The following is a 19,061-nucleotide window of genomic DNA, read 5'->3' as shown; positions in this document are numbered from 1 at the left end:
CCACAGCAGCGGGTCGGCCGTTTTCAGTCGGCCTTGCGCTTGCCTTCCACGGTATACCCTGCCTGCTAAGGCTGGTCCTTCTGCCGCGTGACGCTGACGCCGGTGACAAAGGCTGCGCCCAGCGACACGATGGCCCCCACCACTATCCATTGCGTGGGTACAGCCAGCAGTACCGCGCCGTAGACCAGCCCGGCAATAAAGATCAGGGCACCACCGATATAAAGTGCGAATGACATGCGAACCCTCCTTGTTTATTGATTATTTGGGCTTTTCGGTTTTGTTCAGGTGTTCAGACCTGCACCCCGACGATCAGTAGCGCTGGAACACGCCATTCTCCAGGCGCACCCGGTCACCAACGCGCAGGTCGCCGGGGCTGGCCTGGTTCAGGGTCTGGGAGCTGCCATTGGCCATACGAATGGTGATGGCGTAGCCGGGCGCGGACTGGTTGCGTTTCTCAATCTGGTGACCGATATAGGCACCGCCCGCACTGCCGGCAATGGTCGCGGCGGTGTTGCCCGAACCTTTGCCCACCTGATTGCCCGCCACCCCGCCGAGCACCGCGCCGGCCACAGTGCCAAGGCCATAGCCGGTGCCGGCAATGCCCTGGTATTCGGCCTGGGTGGTCTCGATGGCGGTCACCACGCCATAGTCGTTGGAATAGCCCTGGTTATTGCCGTTGGTCTGATACGTAGTCTGCGGATAAGGCGCAGGCGCTTGCGGGTTGAGCGCAGTGCAGGCGCTGAGTGTTAGCACGGCAACAGGCCCCAGCAGCGCTACACATCTATTGAAAATGTTCATGGCCAATGTCCTCTGAGGTTGCCGGGCAGCGGTGCACTGTCGCCCTGGTCTGAATCGCGCAAACCGTCGGCACGCCTGGGCCTGCCGTTGATCGTCGCTCCTCGGTTCAGGCTACGCCCATGAACCCATCCTGTCAGTGCGTTATCGCACATAGGCCTTGCGGGAGCCGGGTCGCGAACCAGCGTAAAGGCTTGCTGTGTACGCTAACGAACAGAGCGGGCTCGGCCAAACTGACACTATCGTTGACACCTGCGGCTTTCGCAGACGCAGAACTGTTACGTTATCCAGTCGAGTACGAAACGCGATGTCCTTGAAAGCAACCGCTAGTTTGCAGATTAAGAAACCCGGCTCCGCCAAGGGATACGGAGATGCTTGAAAAGCACATCCCCCAGCGCAACACCCTGCTGGCAGCTCTGCCTGCTGATGTACAGCATCGCCTGTTCCCCTATCTTGAACTGGTGTCACTGCCGCTGGGCATGGTGCTCTACGAGTCAGGCGATACCATGCGCCATGTCTATTTCCCGACCGACTCGATCATTTCTCTGCTTTATGTGATGGAAAACGGCGCTTCGGCGGAAATATCCGTGGTCGGTAATGAAGGCCTGGTGGGTATCTCACTGTTTATGGGCGGCGAAAGCACACCCAGCCGGGCCATCGTGCAGAGCGGCGGGCATGCTTATCGCATGCCTAGCCAGAAGCTCAAGGATGAGTTCAGCCGCCATGGCGCACTGCTAGTGCTGATGCTGCGCTACACCCAGGCGCTGATTACCCAGATGTCGCAAACCGCGGTGTGCAACCGCCACCATTCGATCGACCAGCAACTGTGCCGCTGGTTGCTGCTGTCGCTCGACCGCTTGCCCAGCAACAAGCTGAGCATGACCCAGGAGCTGATCGCCAATATGCTCGGGGTGCGCCGCGAAGGGGTCACCGAGGCGGCCGGCAAGCTGCAGCGTCAGGGGGTAATCGAGTACAGCCGCGGGAATATCACCGTGCTCGACCGCCACAAGCTCGAGCAACTGAGTTGCGAGTGCTACGCCGTGGTCAAGAAGGAAACCGACCGCCTGCTGCCCTTTGTCCCCTCGCATTAGCCCGTTTAGAGCCTGCGCAGCACCAAAGCAGGCCGTTTAAAGCCTGCGCTAAGTGGTGCAGCGAACAGAGCCCCCGGCCGGCATAGGGGCAGACTGCGGAAACGGGATTGCCAGGCACCCCTTCCGTGCCCCGATGGGCTTGCCTCGTGCTGCAGGACGCAGTCATGTCAGTTGCACCACCACCGCACATCATCAACCTGTTATTGGGCGCAGTGCCGCGCCAAGAGCGCGACCGGGTCATGGCCCATTGCGAACTGGTGGAATTGCACTTCGGCAAGGTTCTCTGTGAGCCTGACCGACCTTTTCGCTCCCTGTATTTCCCTGTCAGCGGTTTTATCTCGCTGGTCACCACCCTTGGCTCGCATCGTCCGCTGGAGCTGGCCCTGATCGGCAACGAAGGCATGCTCGGGGCCACCCAGGTACTGGGCATCAACTCCGCCCCCAGCCGCGCCGTGGTGCAAGGCACCGGCAGTGCCCTGCGCATCAGCCCCCTGAAGTTCCGTGAAGCCCTGCTGGAATGCCCGCGGCTGCTAGCTACCCTCAAGCGCTACCTCTATGTGCTGATGGTGCAGCTGTCGCAGAATATCGCCTGCGGCCACTTCCATGAGGTCGAACCGCGGCTGGCGCGCTGGTTGCTGATGAGCCATGACCGTGCCCACAGCGATCACCTGCAACTGACCCACGAGTACCTGTCCGATATGCTCGGCGTACGCCGCAGTGGGGTATCCATTGCCGCCGGCGCGCTGCAGTTGCGAAAGCTGATTCACTACAGCCGCGGGCGCATCACCATCCTCGACCGCAAAGGCCTGGAGGCCGCCGCCTGCGAATGCTATGAGGCGCTGAGCGATGATTACGCCCGGTTACTGCCTAATAAGCTGCAGGCGCAGCACTGAATGACCGCGGCCGCAAGCTGGCAACTCAAGCGGCCGGCGGTAGCTTGGCGAGAAACAGGTCGGCGAACTGTTCACCGAGCAGCCCTCGACTAAACAGATACCCCTGTCCTTCCTCGCACTGCGCGCTCTTGAGAAACAGCAGCTGCTCCTGATTTTCCACGCCCTCCGCGACCATCTTGTACTGCAGGCTGCTGCCCATGGCGATCATTGCGCTGGCGATAACGCCGTTGCTGGTGTCAATGGCATGCACAAACGACTTGTCGATCTTCAGCACATCGATGGGAAACTTCTGCAGATAGCTCAGGCTTGAGTAACCTGTGCCGTAATCGTCCACTGCCAGTTGCACGCCAAGGCCCTTGAGCTGCTGGAGGATACCGCTGCTGAGCTCGGCATCGCGCATCAGTATGCTCTCGGTAATTTCCAGTTGCAGGCAGCCTGGTTCCAACCCGGTTTCGTAGAGGATGGTTTTTACCTCAGCGACGAAATCCGGGTGGCGGAACTCCAGGGCGGAGATATTCACCGCAATCGAGGCCAGGTGCAGCCCCTGTTCCTGCCAGTGGCGGGTTTGCCGGCAGGCCTCGCGCAACACCCAGCGGCCAATCGACACGATCAAACCGCACGCCTCGGCGACCTTTACAAAGCCCTCCGGCAGGGTGACGCCCCACTGCGGGTGCTGCCAGCGCAACAGCGCCTCGGCCCCGGTAACGGCCCCCGTCTCCAGATTGAATTTTGGCTGGTAGTGCAGGATGAATTCCTGCCATTGCAGGGCTTGCCACAGGCTTTTCTCGATCACCTGGCGCTCGTCGGCGTGAACATTCATGGCGTGCTTGAAGAACTGGAAGTTGTTTCGTCCGGCCTTCTTGGCGTGGTACATCGCCATGTCCGCGTTTTTCAGCAGCGTGTCGGCGTTATCGGCATCCATCGGGTACACGCTGATGCCGATACTGCAGCTCACCTGCACCTCATGCGGGCCAAGAATAAAAGGCTCGGCCAGGGCGCTGATGATCTTCTGTGCGGTGACGCTGGCGTCCTGCATCTTGCGACCTTCCACCAGCAGCACCACAAACTCGTCGCCGCCATTGCGACACACGGTGTCAGAGTTGCGCACACTGGCCGACAGACGCACGGCCACGGCTTTCAGCAGCTTATCGCCAGTGGCGTGGCCAAGGGAGTCGTTGATGCTCTTGAAATGGTCAAGGTCGAGAAAAAACAGGGCGATGGCATTGCCTGTGCGCTCTGCCAGATCGATGGCCTTGGCGATACGGTCATTGAGCAGCACACGATTGGGCAGCTGGGTCAGAAAGTCATGCTGGGCCAGGTGCGCCATCTTCATGGCCCTGCTGCGCGACTCGGTAACATCATGGAAAACGATCACGGCACCGCTAGCCTGTTGATTGGCGTCAATGATCGGCGCAGCAGAATCCTCGATCGCCACATGGCTGCCATCGCGGCGTATCAGCACGGTGCCGGCCTTCATGCCCATGGGCTTATGCTCGCGCAACACCAGCTCCAACGGGTTGGCCACCTTGGCACCGCTGTCAACGTCGACCAGGTTCATCACCCGTTCGATTGGCTGGCCCTGTGCCTCGTTGCGTAACCAGCCAGTCATCTGCTCCGCCGCGACGTTGAGGTACTCGACAGCGCCTTGCATATCCGTGCTGATTACCGCATCGCTGATCGAGTTGAGGGTGATTTCCGCTCGCGCCCGCTCGAAGAACAGGTTCGCCTCGACATTGCGGCGCTGAATGATATGGCCCAGCGATTGCGCCACCAGATAGCTGGCAAACCGGCCCTTGAGCAGATAACCCTGGGCCCCGCGCTGCAGGGTCTGCAGCGCCAGGGCTTCATCTTCCGGAATACACAGGGTCATGATCGGTGTTTGCGGTACGGCGGCAAACACCTGCTCGAAGGAGGCGATGCCCTGGCTATCGGGCAACGACAGGTCGAGCAGTACCGCGTCGATGCCGCGGTCCTGCAGGCGCGTCAGCGCGTCAGCCAGAGAGCGCACCCGCTCGCTGCTGAAGGGGCCGTCTAGGGCCTCCACCAGCATTTCGCGCATTGCACTGCTGTCGTCGGCATCGGCAGAGACAATCAATACCCGATACGTCATAGCCCCACCTTGTCGGACCGCCCCGACTGATTTAGTTCTGGGTGCTGGAGGTGTTGCGAATGATCACCTCAACACGACGGTTCATCTGTCGACCGGAGGCCGAATCGTTGCTGGCGACCGGGGTGCTCTCGCCTTTGCCGGATGAGCCCAGGCGGATGGACGCAACGCCCTGCTGCCGGAGGAAGTTCATCACCGAATCGGCACGACGCTGCGACAGGGAGAGGTTGGCCTCTTCGCTGCCGACATTGTCGGTGTGACCTTCGATCAGCACGTCACGGTCCTGATGCTGCTTGAGGAACAGCGCCAGCTTGTCCAGATTGTTTACCGTGCCGGCACGCAGTTCGGAGCGGCCAGTGGCGAACAACAGATCGCCGAGGGTCATCACCAGGCCGCGTTCGGTCTGCTTGGCGTTCATCTCATCGAGCTGCTGCTGCAGTCGGGCGTTCTGCTGTTGCGCCTGATTGGCCTCAAGGGTCCGCGAATCCAGACGTGCGCCTTCGCGCTGGGTGCTGAGGGCCTTGCGCTGATCTTCATAGAGGCGGGTCTGGGCCAGGGCCTTGGCAATTTCCACCTTGCGGTCGGCCATGACCACCAGGTGCTGGCCCAGGGCCTGCTCCTGCTCTTCATCCTTGCGCAGTTGCTCGGCGGCCAGTACGGCACCCTCTGCTTGCTTGAGCGCCACCGGGGCGCGGGTGTTGAGCTGCGCATCGGCTTGCAGCTGGGTCAACTTGAGGCGGGTCTCGGCAGCGCCCTGCGGCATGCTCGGCTGCGCGGCGCAACCGACCAGGGTCAGGGCGACGGCGGCGGCCAGGAGGTTATGGGCGATATTCATTGTTGAGCTCCAGTGTTGCGCTGCATTTCCTGTTTCAGGCTTTCGGTGCTTTTCACCATTTCGTCGTTGACCACCTTGGCCTTGGTCGCCTGCGACCTGGCCAGAGCCAGTTCCGCCTCGACGCGCGCCTGTTCGGCCAGGCGGTGGGCCAGAATCATTTCCTCGCGCAGCACCGCCGCGTTGGCCGCGGTGAGCTTGTCCCGCGCCACGCCCAGTTCCGGCGAGGCATAGTCGGCCACGCGGGCCTGCTCGGCACGGCTGATGGCCGACTCGGCCGCCTGCAGGGCGACATCGGGAGCGGCTGGCGGTGAGGCGCAACCGCTCAGCAGCAACAGGCCGGCGCATGCGCCGAGCAGGCGCAACGGCCCCAGGCGGGTGGATATCGGGGTCTTGCTCATGGTGTGATCCTCTAAGGCCATGCCGGTAGCTGAGCACTCGGCCGGGCAAACTGGGTACTGACGACAGCGCTTTTCCGGGCACAGAGCCACGTCAGGCGAGCCCTGCAGCGGTAGATTGTCATCAGAACTGAAAATTATTCGGGGCGGGCTTCAAAAGCTGAACCTGGGGAGTGGCGCAGCTGTGGCGGCCATTGCTTGAGCGTCCAGCTCCACGGCCCAGAGCCCTTGACCAAGAGCCGTCGGGGTGTCGGCTTTCCAAACTGCGGTTTGCTGGCGCGCGTCGGCGGCTTCTTGGGTCGGTTGCAAACTGCCATGCAGGCTGATTGCGTTGAGCAGTACCAGGACGCACAACGTGAGCAGCCATGGGCGGGAACATTCCATTGTGTTTCTCCTGTGGTCGTAGCCGCTGCCTATGGCAGCAGGCGCACTTTTTTCCAAAGGTCGCTGAGAATCCAGATGTCCTACCCGCCATCACCGGCGAGACCACAGGTTGCTGGTTCAATTCAGCCTCTGCTCTTGGTGAAAAACACTGCACCAACGCATCGGCATCTACTGCAAGGCGGCGCAACAGGCTTGCGCATGCTGGCCCCCAAAGACATTCCCGCTGCGCACTTCACGCATTCGGGGTAAACACAATGGCAGGCCAATGGCCGCCAGTCGGTACGCTACCGATCTTAAGATCGCACTTCATCGCCAACCTACGGATACCGCAACAGCACAACAGCCCGCGCTTTGACCCTCGCATTGCGAGCGCCATGACCGGCGAGCGGACCCGGCATTTGGCTAACCTCCGCAGCGCGGTTCAGATACGCCCGAGCAGCAGCAGAATGATGATGATGACAACCACCAGGCCCAGGCCACCGCTGGGCCCGTAACCCCAGTTGCGGCTGTGGGGCCAGGCGGGAATGACGCCGACCAGAATCAGGATCAGCACGATCAACAGTATGGTGCCTAAGCTCATGGGACTTTCCTTGCAAGCTGTAGCGTGAATGGGGGATGCGTTTGGCAGGCGCGCAAGCGTCGCTCTACATGGCTACAGAATGAAAGTAAGCAGACAGCTTATCTGTACGTTACCGCACACAGATCGGGTTGTTTCATTGCCTCGTCGCAGCCTGCCTCTGCTGACGGCGAATCTCCTGACGTTTCATGCTCAGGTAGGCCGCCCGCTCGAGTTCGTGCAGCTGCCGCGGGTAGCGTTCCACGCCGCTGTGCCAGTCGTTCAGGCGCTTGTCCTGACGCGCCGCGACGGGCAGCGCAAGCGCGCCCAGGTAGGCATCGATGGCCAGGTAGTAGCGCATGGTGTTGCGCTCGACCACCGCGCGCATGCCGTCCAGGTACTGCGGCGCGCCGCTGGCGGTCTTGCCGACGATGCTGAAGCCGACCTTGTCGCGCCCGCCGGTGGCCAGGTAGCCCTGCATGGCCAGGTTGGCCGCCACCCCGTAACGATAGGCATAGGACAGGTGCAGGAAGCTGCGCCGAGCGTCCAGCGCCAGTACTTCGAGCACGATGCGGTAATCCTGGGTGCCCAGCGGTCCCTGAGGCGCAGCCAGCAGCACACGCAGGTAGTCGCTCTGGGCGGCCTCGACCCGATAGTGGAATTCGAACGGGTAGGCATCGGCCAGCGGCTGATCGAACTTGCGCCCCACATACAGCTTCAGCCTGGCCTGCGCCTGCGTACCGGAGGCCTGACAGCCCTTGACGTTAAGGTGCAGGATCAGCAGCTCGCACCACTGCCGGACACCCTGTAACGCCGGCCCGGCCAGGCTGAACGGCTGCTCCAGCTCGGCGTAGATATCGCCCTGCAGCAGGCTGTCGCCGTGCGTCGATTCGAGGTACAGCGGGCGCTGGAATGGGTTGTTCGCCAGGGGCTCGGCCAAGGCCAGATGACGGGCGCGCAAGGCCGCGGCATCGCTCGCCTGCAGCAGGCCGGAGGCGCTGCACAGCAGCAGCAGGCAGAACTGTCGAAACGGTGTCATTGCCAGTACTCCGGCCGCGCGCTGGCTTGTCCGCGTGATCGCAGGGCTCGCGCACCCAACTCTGGCAGCGCGCGCCGGGCCCGTCGGTGCGCCATCACGCTTAACGCGCCTCTGACCATAAGCGCAACAGCGCCACTATGGTGCCATGTGCGCTGACGGACAGACGCCAGCATGCCACCCAGTCAGACTGGTGACCGGCAGAACCCATCAGCACGTTCTGCCCTCTGCGTATCAGCAGGTGAAAATCTGCAGAGCGGCGCATCCCCTCGCCCAGTCCCACAGCTACCAGGCCGCGGGAAATAGACGCGGCCGGCCAAGGAAATAATGTTCAGCATATGGATTCGCACACTGTCGCGTCTGCGCAGTTCAACTCAGCAGTTTGTCCACGAACCCGCCCTGCGCGCCGAACTGTTCAACGCTGAACAGATGGCCAGCCATGGCCATCAACTGGCCGGGCAGCATAAGCTCAACCCGCGCTCTGCCGCCGGGGCACTGCTGACCCGCCTGGACGATAACGAAGCGCTGCTGGCGCGCAGCTGCGCCATGCTCAATGCCGTGCCCCTGGCCACACGCCGCGCCACCCCGGCAGCGGAGTGGCTGCTGGACAACTTCTACCTGATCGAAGAGCAGATCCGCACCGCGCGCAAGCACCTGCCCAAAGGCTACAGCCGTGAGCTGCCACGCCTGGCCAACGGCCCTTCGAGGGGCTTGCCGCGGGTCTACGACATCGCCCTGGCAACCATTTCCCATGGCGATGGCCGGGTCGATTGCGAAAGCCTCAGCCGCTTCGTCGCGGCCTATCAGTCGGTCATGCCGCTGACCCTCGGCGAGCTGTGGGCGATTCCGATCATGCTGCGCCTGGCCCTGATCGAGAACCTGCGCCGGATCGCCTCGCGGGTGATGGCCAACTGGGCGGACCGCAACCTGGCCAACGACTGGGCCGACAAGATCTGTGAAACAGCCGAACAGGACGCCAAAAGCGTGGTGCTCAGCGTCGCCGACATGGCCCGCTCGCAACCACCGATGAGCAGTTCCTTCGTCGCCGAACTGACCAGGCGCCTGCAGGGACAAAGCGCCGCGCTGATCCTGCCGCTGACCTGGATCGAGCAGATGCTCGGCGAAAATGGGCAGAACATCGAACGCCTGGTGCAGCTGGATACTCAGCAACAGGCGGCCGAACAGGTCTCCATCAGCAACAGCATCAACAGCCTGCGTCTGCTGGCCGACAGCAACTGGCAGAGCTTCGTCGAAAGCATGAGCCGGGTCGAACAGGTGCTCAACCAAGACCCGGCCGCCATCTACCCCGACATGGACTTCGCCACCCGCGACCACTACCGCCACAGGGTCGAAAGCCTGGCCAAACACTGCGTCCACGCGGAAGAGCAGGTCGCCCGCACGGCCATCGAAATGGCCGCCGCTGGCGAGGGCATTGGCGCTCACGTCGGCTTCTACCTGCAGGGCCCGGGCCTGGCTGCGCTGGAACAGCGCCTGGAAGCCCGTGTGCCCATCGGCGAAGCCTGGCAACGCCTGCTGCGCCGTGCACCGCTGACCTTCTTCCTGACCCCGGCACTGCTCCTCAGCCTGTTGCTGGCCTGGCCCTTTCTCGCCGTCGCACGCCAGGCCGGCCTGAGCGACAGCCTGCTGGTGCTGCTGGGGATGCCCACTCTGCTGATGACCAGCTGCCTGGCCCTGGGTCTGGTGAACTGGCTGGTCACCCTGACCGTGACCCCGGACGCCCTGCCGCGCCTGGACTACAGCGCCGGCATTCCCGAACAGGCGCGCACCCTGGTGGTGGTGCCGACGCTGATGGGCAGTGCGCGGGATATCGAGGAGCTGGTCGAAGGCCTGGAGGTGCGCTTTCTCGCCAACCGCGACGCCAACCTGCATTTCGCCCTGCTCACCGACTTTATGGATGCGCCCAGCGAGGTGCTGGAACAGGACGCCGCCCTGCTCCTGCTGGCCCGCCAGCTGATCGAGGCGCTCAACCTCAAATACCCACCCGTCACCGCCGAGCGCTTCTACCTGCTGCACCGCCCGCGCCGCTGGAACCCCGCCGAAGGCGTGTGGATGGGCCATGAACGCAAACGCGGCAAGCTCGCCGCGCTCAATGCCCTGCTGCGCGGCCAGGGTCAGGAGCACTTCGCCCTGATCGTTGGCGCTATCGCCGCGCTGCCGCGAGTCAACTACGTCATCACCCTGGACACCGACACCCAGCTGCCGCGCGATGTCGCCCAACAGCTGGTCGGGGCCCTCGCCCACCCGCTCAATCAGGCGGTATTCGACCCGGTGCGGCGACGCATCAGCAGCGGCTACGCAATCCTCCAGCCGCGGGTCGGCATCAGCCTGCCGAGCAGCGCACGCTCGGCCTATGCACAACTGTTTGGCAGCGACGCGGGGGTTGACCCCTATACCCGCGCCGTCTCCGATGTCTATCAGGACCTGTTTCAGCAAGGCTCGTTTGTCGGCAAGGGCATCTACGCGGTGGATGCCTTCGAACAGGCCCTGGAAGGCTGCTTCCCGGACAACCGCATCCTCAGCCACGACCTGATCGAAGGCTGCTACGCCCGCTCCGGGCTGCTCAGCGATGTGCAGCTGTATGAAGAACACCCGGCCCGCTACAGCGCCGACTGCAAGCGTCGGCACCGCTGGATGCGCGGCGACTGGCAGTTGCTGCCCTGGCTGCTGAGCTGGACGCCGAAGTCCGAGGGCGGCAGCGAGCGCAATCGCCTCAGCGCCCTGGCCCGCTGGAAAATCCTCGACAACCTGCGCCGCAGCCTGGAGCCGAGCGCCTTTCTGGCCATGCTGCTGTGGGGCTGGTTCGCCGTCGACCAGGCACTGCTCTGGACCCTGATGGTGCTCGCCCTGGTGCTGGCCCAGCCGCTGCTCACCGCGCTGCTGGAACTGCTGCGCAAGCCCCATGACATCCCCCTCGACCAGCACCTGCTGGTGACCCTGCGGGCGACCCTGCTGCATTTCAGCCGCGCCCTGCTCAGCCTGGTGTGGCTGCCCTTCGAAGCCCTGATCAGCCTGGACGCCATCGGCCGCAGCCTGTGGCGCATGCTGATCAGCCAGAAGCGCCTGCTGCAATGGAACCCCTCCCGCGAGGTGGAGCGCAGCAGCCGCAACGACCTGCCCGGCCTGTACCGGCTGATGTGGGTCGCGCCGCTGACCGCGCTGGTCTGCGCCGCCCTGCTGCTCGCCACGCCGCTGGTGCTGGCCGTGGCCAGCCCGCTGCTGCTGCTGTGGCTGAGCGGCCCGGCAATCGCCTGGTGGCTCAGCCGCTCGGTAGCACGCCAGGCATTCGACCCCTCCGCCGACGAGCTGCGCTTTCTGCGCAACCTGGCGCGCAAGACCTGGGCCTTCTTCGATCAGCATGTCGGCCCGCTGGACAACTGGCTGCCGCCCGACAATATCCAGGAACAACCGAGCCTGGTGATCGCCCATCGCACCTCGCCGACCAATATGGGCATGGCCCTGCTGTCGCACCTGGCCGCCTACGATTTCGGCTACCTCAGCGCCGGCCGCCTGCTGGCACGTCTCGATAAGTCGCTGAGCTGCATGGCCGGCCTGGAACGCCATCGCCGGCACTTCTTCAACTGGTACGACACCCAGACGCTCAAACCCCTGTCGCCGCACTATGTATCGACGGTGGACAGCGGCAACCTGGCCGGGCTGCTGCTGACCCTGCGTCCGGGTCTGCTGGAGCTGGCCACCCAGCCCCTGCTCAGCCCGCAGCTGTTTGCCGGCCTCGGCGATACCCTCGCGCTGTTGCGCGAGGCCATGGCCGATGCGGGCCTCGACAGAGAAACCCTGGCCCCGCTGCAAGGCGAACTGGATGATGCCCAGTCGACTGCGCCGCACAGCCTGGCGGCAAGCTGTAAGCGCCTGCAACGGCTGCTGGAACATGCCCAGCAGCTGCGCCAGACCCTGCAAGCGACTCCCGACAGCGACAGTGAACGCTGGCTGTTGGCGCTGCTGGCGCACTGCGATGACCTGCATAACGAGCTGAGCCTGTTCTGCCTGCCGCCCCTGGACGCCGCCGAGCAACCCGCGCAAGCCACCTGGCAGCAGCTGAGCCAGCTGGACAGCCTGCAGTGGCCGGCCGCCAGTCAGGCCCAGGTGCAGCAGGTACAGCGTTATGCCAACGAGCGGATCGCCATGGCCAAACGCCTCGCCGAGCTGGCCGCGAGTCTGGCGCAGATGGACTTCCGCTTTCTCTACGACGCCCAGCGCGATCTGTTCAGCATCGGCTACAACGCCGAAGAAAACCGTCTGGACAGCGCCTGTTACGATCTGCTGGCATCCGAGGCGCGGTTGACCAACTTCGTCGTGATCGCCCAGGGCCAGCTGCCCCAGGAAGGCTGGTTCAGCCTCGGCCGCCTGCTGACCAACAACCGCGGCGTGCCGGTGCTGCTGTCCTGGACCGGCTCGATGTTCGAATACCTGATGCCCATGCTGGTGATGCCCAACTATGCCGGCACCCTGCTCGACCAGACCTGCCGCGCCGCCGTGGCCCGGCAGATCGAGCATGGCAACCAGCTGGGCCTGCCCTGGGGTGTCTCCGAGTCCGGTTACAACACCCAGGATGCCCACTTCAACTACCAGTACCGCGCCTTCGGCGTGCCCGGCCTGGGCCTCAAACGCGGGCTCGGCGAAGACATAGTGGTGGCCCCCTACGCCTCGGTCCTGGCCCTGATGGTCGATCCGCAAGCCGCCTGCAAGAACCTCCAGCGTCTGGCCGAGATGGGCCTGGCCGGTACCTTCGGTCTGCATGAAGCCATCGACTTCACCCCGGCGCGCCTGCCCCGGGGGCAAGACTCGGCGGTGGTCTATTCGTTTATGGCCCACCACCAGGGCATGAGCCTGCTGGCCCTGACCCATGTATTGCTGGACCGGCCGATGCAAAGGCGTTTCGAGTCCGACCCGCAGTTCCAGGCCACCGCCCTGCTGCTGCAGGAACGCATTCCGAAAACCGCCGCACAGTACCTGCATGCCACCCACTCGCCCGCGGCCGACGCCGCCGCGCGAATCACCGAAACCAAGCTGCGGGTATTCGCCGATCCCGACCGCCGACGTCCCGCTGTGCAGTTGCTGTCCAACGGTCACTATCACGTCATGCTCAGCAGTGCCGGTGGCGGCTACAGCCGCTGCAACGGCACGGCCGTGACGCGCTGGCGCGAAGATGTCAGCCGCGATAACTGGGGCATGTTCTGCTACCTGCGCGATGTCAGTAGCGGCGACTTCTGGTCCGCCGCGTACCAGCCGACCCTGCGCCGCACGGCCAGCTACGAGGCGATCTTCACCGACGCCCGCGCCGAATTCCGGGTGCGCGAACGCGACTTCGACGCCCATACCGAGATCGTCGTCTCCCCCGAGGACGATATCGAACTGCGTCGCCTGCACCTGACCAACCGCGCCCGGGTCCGCCGCACCCTGGAGTTCACCAGCTACGCCGAAGTGGTACTCGCCGCGGCCGTAGCCGATGCCATGCACCCGGCCTTCAGCAAGCTGTTCGTGCAGACCGAACTGCTGCCGGAGTTGCAGGCGATCCTGTGTTCGCGGCGGCCGCGTTCCAGCGAGGAAAAAACGCCCTGGATGTGCCACCTGCTGGCCGCCCACGGCGTGGATATCGATGCGATTTCCTACGAAACCGACCGCGCGCAGTTTATTGGCCGCGGCCGTAGCGTGGCCCATCCGGCCGCGCTGGACGTCGGCGTCGACAGCCTGTCCGGCAGTGCCGGCTCGGTGCTCGACCCGATTGTCGCAATTCGCTGCCGGATCACCCTGGATCCAGGCCAGACCGCAGTTATCGACCTGGTCAGCGGCATCAGCGCAAGCCGCGAGGGTTGCCTGCAGCTGATCGCCAAATACCGCGATCGCCATCTGGCCGACCGCGTCTTCGGCCTGGCCTGGACCCACAGCCAGGTGCTGCTGCGCCAGCTCAACGCCAGCATGGCCGATGCCCGTCTGTTCGAGCAGATGGCCGCCTCGATCCTCTACGCCAATGCCGCGCTGCGCGCCGATGCCAGCGTGCTGGCCAGCAACCAGCGCAACCAGTCCGACCTCTGGGGCCAGGCGATTTCCGGCGACCTGCCCATCGTCCTGGTACAGATCGCCGACCCGGCCAATATCGAGCTGGTGCGCCAGCTGGTGCAGGCGCATGCCTACTGGCGGCAGAAAGGCCTGGCGGTGGATCTGGTGATCTGGAACGAGGACCAGGTCGGCTATCGCCAGCACCTGCAGGACCTGATCATGGCCCTGGTGACCTCCGGCAGCGAAGCCCATCTGGTCGATCGACCCGGTGGCATCTTCGTCCGTCCGGCCCAGCAACTGTCCAACGAGGACCGCCTGCTGATGCTCGCCGTGGCGCGCCTGGTACTCAGCGACAGCAAAGGCAGCCTGGCCGAGCAGGTGCATCGGCGCTCCAGCGAACCGGCGCTGCCGCGCTTCGACGCCAGCCAGATGCGCACCGCGCAAGCGCGGCCGGCCAACACGCCGGTCCGCGACCCCGCGCTGCAACTGGGCAACCCCTACGGCGGTTTCAGCGCCGACGGCAGCGAGTATGTGATCCACCTGGGCCATGGCCTGAGCACCCCGGCCCCCTGGTCCAACGTGCTGGCCAACCCGCACTTCGGCACGGTGATCAGCGAAAGCGGCGGTGCCTACACCTGGAGCGAGAACGCCCATGAATACCGCCTGACGCCCTGGCATAACGAGCCGGTCGGCGACGCCAGCGACGAGGCGCTGTACCTGCGCGACGACGAAACCGGACAGTTCTGGTCGCCCACCCCGCTGCCGCGCCCCGGCACGGGCAGCTATACCACCCGTCATGGCTTCGGCTACAGCGTCTTCGAGCACGATGAAGACGGCATCCACAGCGAGCTGCTGGTGTATGTGGCGCTGGATGCCTCGATCAAGTTCTCGCGCCTGAAGGTGCGCAACCACTCCGGCCGCCCCCGCCGGCTGTCGGCCACCGGGTACGTGGCCTGGGTACTCGGCGACCTGCGCGAGAAATCGGCCATGCACGTGGTCACCGAACAGGACCCGGTCAGCGGCGCACTGTTCGCCCGCAACGCCTACTCCATCGACTTCCCCGGCCGTGTGGCGTTCTTCGATGTCGACTCGCCGGTGCGCAGCGTCAGCGGCGACCGCAGCGAATTCCTCGGCCGCAACGGCAACCTGAATGCCCCGGCGGCGATGGCCAGACCCTACCTGTCGGGCCGCACCGGCGGAGGCCTGGACCCCTGCGCGGCAATCCAGGTTGCCTTCGAGCTGGCCGAAGGTGCCAGCCATGAGGTGATCTTCCGCCTCGGTGCCGGCCACGATGCCAAGGCCGCGCTGCAGCTGGCCCAGCGCTTTCACGGTGCCAGTGCCGCCAGCCGCGCGCTGGAGGAGGTAACTGCGCACTGGCGCGAGACCCTGGGGGCGATCCAGATCAAGACTCCCGAGCCAGCCATCGATGTGCTGGCCAACGGCTGGCTGATGTACCAGGTGATTGCCAGTCGCTTCTGGGCCCGCAGCGGCTACTACCAGTCCGGCGGTGCCTTTGGCTTTCGCGATCAGCTGCAGGACAGCATGGCGATGATCCATGCCAGCCCGGCGGCCAGCCGTCAGCACCTGCTGCTGTGCGCGGCCCATCAGTTCAGCGAGGGCGATGTGCAGCACTGGTGGCATCCGCCGCTGGATCGCGGCGTGCGCACCGGCTGCTCCGACGACTACCTGTGGCTGCCCCTGGCCACCAGCCGTTATGTGCGCATCACCGGCGATTACAGCGTGCTCGACGAATCGGTGAACTATATCGAGGGCCGCGCGCTGCATGCAGGCGAAGAGTCCTACTTCGACCTGCCACAACGTTCTTCGCTTCAGGAAAGCCTTTACCAGCACTGTGTGCGTGCCATCGAACACGGCATGGCGCGCGGTGCCCATGGCCTGCCGCTGATCGGCCACGGCGACTGGAACGACGGCATGAACCGCGTCGGCGAGCAGGGCCGCGGCGAGAGCGTGTGGCTGGGCTTCTTCCTCTTCGAGGTACTCCAGCAGTTCGCCGACACCGCCCTGATCCAGGGCGACCCGGCATTCGCCCAGCGCTGCAACGAACAGGCCGCCAGCCTGCGCACCAGCCTGGAGGAACACGGCTGGGACGGTGCCTGGTATCGCCGCGCCTACTTCGACGACGGCACGCCGCTGGGTTCTGCCAGAAACCAGGAGTGCCGCATCGACTCCATTGCCCAGAGCTGGTCGGTGCTCTCAGGCGCGGCCGCGCCCGAGCGTCAGCGCAGCGCCATGGACGCCCTGGAGAAACATCTGCTGCGCCGCGACGTCGGGCTGGTGCAACTGCTCGACCCGCCCTTCGACCAGGGCGGCCTGGACCCCGGCTATATCAAGGGCTACGTGCCCGGCGTGCGTGAGAACGGCGGCCAGTACACCCACGCCGCCGTGTGGGCGAGCATGGCCTTTGCCGGCCTGGGCGACAGCGCACGGGCCTGGGAGCTGCTGCGCATGATCAATCCGGTCAGCCACGGCAGCGCGCAGAGCATCGAGCAGTACAAGGTCGAGCCCTATGTGGTGGCCGCCGATGTCTATGGCGTGCCCCCCCATGCCGGGCGCGGCGGCTGGAGCTGGTACACCGGCGCGGCCGGCTGGATGTACCGTTTGATCGTCGAGTCACTGCTCGGTTTGCAGCGCAGCGGCAGCAGCCTGCGCCTGCAGCCCGTACTGCCGGCAGACTGGCCGGGCTACAGCCTGGTCTACCGCTTCGGCAGCACGCTGTACCGCATCGAGGTGATCCAGCAGGTCGACGCGCCTGCCTCGCTGTCGCTGGACGGCGTGCCCCTCGCGGATACGCAGATCCCGCTGGTCGACGACGGCGGCGAACATCGCATCGAGTTGCGCTGCCGACCGGGTTAAGCGCGCCGGCGTACCGACGCGCTTAACCCGCGCTGCGATGCTGAGCGCAGCGCGGGGCGCGGTTTTATCCATGCAGTTTCACTGGTTGCCGAATCAGGGAGTCCGAAAATGAGCAGACCACTCGCCGAAATCATTCGCAAGAACTGGCGTCAGCTCGCGGGCCTGGCCCGTGTCGTCTGGGACGAACTGACCCTGGACGAGCTGATCAAGTCCGAAGGCGACGCGCAGAAGCTGACGACACTGATAGAACAGCGCTACCAGATGCCGCGCGGCGATGCGGAAAAACAGGTGCTGAGCTTCTTCGAGCGGCACCGCACCAGCTAAGCCCTGACTGAGCCGCTGTTGGCCAGAGCGCCGACAGCGGTCGCACCAGCCCGCAGCGTGAAGGGCTATCATTGCGCACAATGCAAACACGGCAATAGCCGAGGAACTCGCCCGTGGACAGCCCCGATCCAACCCAAGCGGTCAGCGACGCAACCCTCCTGGCCTATATGCAGCGCCAGCTTGCTTCCGGCCGGGTCAAACCCGCGGTGCTGGTACCGCTGGCCCAGAAAGCCTTTGCCGCCGCCAGCCATGAGCAGCTCGTGCGCTGCTTCAACCAGCTGGACTCGGCGCTGTTCAAGCGCTGACGCTTAGCAGGTAGTTTTTCAACGGCCTGTTAGAGCCAGTACTCCCAAAGCCGTGCCAACCACTCCTTGACGCGCACCTGCAGGCCGCGATCCTGCCAGGCCTGCAGGCTGATCTCGCTGGACTTGGCCAGGTCGGTGCGGAACACCACGCGCATCTGCTCGCCAAAATCCGCCCCGAGCACCACCGCATTGACCTCCTGGTTATGCAGGAAGCTGCGCCAGTCGAGGTTGGTCGAGCCCACCGTGGACCAGACCCCGTCAATCACCGCGGTCTTTACATGCAACAGGGCATCGTCACGCTCGTACAGGCGTACCCCGGCCTCCAGCAACTGCTCGTAATAGGCCCGGCCGGCATGGAACACCAACCAGGAGTCGGTGCGGCTGGGCAGGATCAGACGCACATCCACACCTCGGCCCACGGCCTCCTTGAAGGTGGTGAGCAGTTGCGGGTCGGGGACGAAGTAGGCGTTGGTCAGCCAGATTTCGCTCTGGGCGCTGCGCAGGGCGGAAATCAGGGTGACGTAGATCAGGCTATGGGGTTCCTCCGGGGAACTGCCGATGGCCCGCACCACCTCATTGCCGCGCTGCTCCAGCGGCGGAAAATAATGCCGCGCGCTGAGCTCCGGGCCCTTCTGCCCGGTCCAGGTGCCGATAAAGAGTTTCTGCAGTTCGGCCACCACTGGGCCTTCGAGGCGCAGGTGGGTGTCGCGCCAGGGCAAGTCGCCGGACATCGGCACCTGTTCGCCGAGCTGGGGCGAGCTGCCGGAATAGACACTGCTGATATTGACCCCGCCGAGAAAGGCGATGCGCCCGTCGATCACCAGCAGCTTGCGGTGGTCACGCTGATTGACCTGCCAGCCGGCCTTGGCGGTCAACGGATTGACCGGGTTGAACTCGACGATCTGTATCCCGGCATCGCTCATCCGGGTAAAGAAGCCCGCGGCCGTGCCCAGGGTGCCGACGCTGTCGCGGATCAGATGGACCTGCACACCGGCCTGCTGCCTGGCGATCAGGGCATCGGCAAAACGCTGACCGACCTGGTCATCGTCGAAGATATAGCTCTCCATGTTGATATGGTCACGCGCCGCGCCAATCGCTTCGATCATCGAACGGTAGGTAGCACGGCCGTCCTGCAGCAACTCGACCCGATTGCCCGCCGTCAGCGGGCTGCCGACTATGGCCTGTTCGACGGCCAGGTGCAGGTCGAAGATATTGGTCTCCACGCCCGACGCCTTGAGGCTGCCGATGATGGCCTGGCTGCGCGCTGGCGACAGCGGCCCGCCCGGGCCGATAAGGCGTACCGGCGCATGACTATGGGCCATGTCCGGCACCAGAGTCGGCAGGCTGCTGCAGGCCGAGAGTGAGCCCAGGGCCCAGGGCAGAGCGAGTATTGCGATCCAGCGGTAGGCAAGCATGGCCTATCCTCGGCA

The 19,061-nt window shown here is 64.5% G+C and carries 14 protein-coding genes; 5 read left to right on the top strand and 9 right to left on the bottom strand.

Annotated features, from left to right (window positions below; translation table 11 throughout):
* Positions 1-65: 65 nt before the first annotated feature.
* Together WMW70_RS20115 and WMW70_RS20110 are read right to left on the bottom strand one after the other, a co-directional pair.
* Positions 66-236, bottom strand: coding sequence for a hypothetical protein (locus tag WMW70_RS20115; RefSeq protein ID WP_341439234.1), 171 nt, complete (start codon positions 234-236; stop codon positions 66-68).
* 73 nt (positions 237-309) lie between these two features.
* Positions 310-798, bottom strand: coding sequence for a glycine zipper 2TM domain-containing protein (locus tag WMW70_RS20110; protein WP_341439233.1), 489 nt, complete (start codon positions 796-798; stop codon positions 310-312).
* Between the two features lie 368 nt (positions 799-1,166).
* Between WMW70_RS20110 and WMW70_RS20105 the strand changes: the two genes are divergently transcribed.
* The gene (locus tag WMW70_RS20105; RefSeq protein ID WP_341439232.1) at positions 1,167-1,886 is read left to right on the top strand and encodes a Crp/Fnr family transcriptional regulator; all 720 of its coding nucleotides are present in this window, start codon (positions 1,167-1,169) and stop codon (positions 1,884-1,886) included.
* 164 nt (positions 1,887-2,050) lie between these two features.
* A complete protein-coding gene (locus WMW70_RS20100; RefSeq protein ID WP_341439231.1) occupies positions 2,051-2,779 on the top strand; it encodes a Crp/Fnr family transcriptional regulator in 729 nt (242 codons plus the stop codon).
* A gap of 25 nt (positions 2,780-2,804) precedes the next feature.
* On the opposite strand, the gene WMW70_RS20095 is transcribed toward WMW70_RS20100, so the two are convergent.
* The 6 genes from WMW70_RS20095 to WMW70_RS20070 form a co-directional block, all read right to left on the bottom strand.
* Positions 2,805-4,889, bottom strand: coding sequence for a putative bifunctional diguanylate cyclase/phosphodiesterase (locus WMW70_RS20095; protein WP_341439230.1), 2,085 nt, complete (start codon positions 4,887-4,889; stop codon positions 2,805-2,807).
* 31 nt (positions 4,890-4,920) lie between these two features.
* Positions 4,921-5,721 carry an OmpA family protein gene (locus WMW70_RS20090; protein ID WP_341439229.1) on the bottom strand — a complete coding sequence of 267 codons (801 nt, stop codon included), beginning with the start codon at positions 5,719-5,721 and terminating at the stop codon, positions 4,921-4,923.
* Complete coding sequence (locus tag WMW70_RS20085) at positions 5,718-6,119, bottom strand: DUF4398 domain-containing protein (RefSeq protein WP_341439228.1); 402 nt, start codon at positions 6,117-6,119, stop codon at positions 5,718-5,720. The genes WMW70_RS20090 and WMW70_RS20085 overlap by 4 nt, the downstream gene beginning before the upstream one ends.
* A 150-nt stretch (positions 6,120-6,269) precedes the next feature.
* Positions 6,270-6,500, bottom strand: coding sequence for a hypothetical protein (locus WMW70_RS20080; protein WP_341439227.1), 231 nt, complete (start codon positions 6,498-6,500; stop codon positions 6,270-6,272).
* 421 nt (positions 6,501-6,921) lie between these two features.
* Entirely contained in the window at positions 6,922-7,080 is a 159-nt protein-coding gene (locus WMW70_RS20075; RefSeq protein WP_341439226.1) for a DUF3309 family protein, read from the bottom strand.
* A 133-nt stretch (positions 7,081-7,213) separates the two neighbouring features.
* Positions 7,214-8,095, bottom strand: a complete 882-nt coding sequence (locus tag WMW70_RS20070; protein WP_341439225.1) for a hypothetical protein — start codon at positions 8,093-8,095, stop codon at positions 7,214-7,216.
* 324 nt (positions 8,096-8,419) lie between these two features.
* Here WMW70_RS20070 and WMW70_RS20065 point away from each other — a divergent pair, with 324 nt between their 5' ends.
* The 3 genes from WMW70_RS20065 to WMW70_RS20055 all read left to right on the top strand — a co-directional run bounded on the left by WMW70_RS20065 (position 8,420) and on the right by WMW70_RS20055 (position 17,631).
* A complete protein-coding gene (locus WMW70_RS20065; RefSeq protein WP_341439224.1) occupies positions 8,420-17,002 on the top strand; it encodes a GH36-type glycosyl hydrolase domain-containing protein in 8,583 nt (2,860 codons plus the stop codon).
* A 108-nt stretch (positions 17,003-17,110) separates the two neighbouring features.
* Positions 17,111-17,326 carry a CsbD family protein gene (locus tag WMW70_RS20060; RefSeq protein WP_341439223.1) on the top strand — a complete coding sequence of 72 codons (216 nt, stop codon included), beginning with the start codon at positions 17,111-17,113 and terminating at the stop codon, positions 17,324-17,326.
* Positions 17,327-17,439: 113 nt separating this feature from the next.
* Complete coding sequence (locus WMW70_RS20055; RefSeq protein WP_341439222.1) at positions 17,440-17,631, top strand: hypothetical protein; 192 nt, start codon at positions 17,440-17,442, stop codon at positions 17,629-17,631.
* Positions 17,632-17,660: 29 nt separating this feature from the next.
* Here the strand turns inward: WMW70_RS20055 and cls are convergent, their stop codons facing one another.
* Entirely contained in the window at positions 17,661-19,046 is a 1,386-nt protein-coding gene (gene cls / locus WMW70_RS20050; RefSeq protein ID WP_341439221.1) for a cardiolipin synthase, read from the bottom strand.
* Between the last annotated feature and the right edge of the window lie 15 nt (positions 19,047-19,061).

Source organism: Pseudomonas sp. XK-1 (assembly GCF_038069885.1).
Lineage (GTDB): Bacteria > Pseudomonadota > Gammaproteobacteria > Pseudomonadales > Pseudomonadaceae > Aquipseudomonas.
This window is presented reverse-complemented; position numbering and strand designations above follow the sequence as displayed.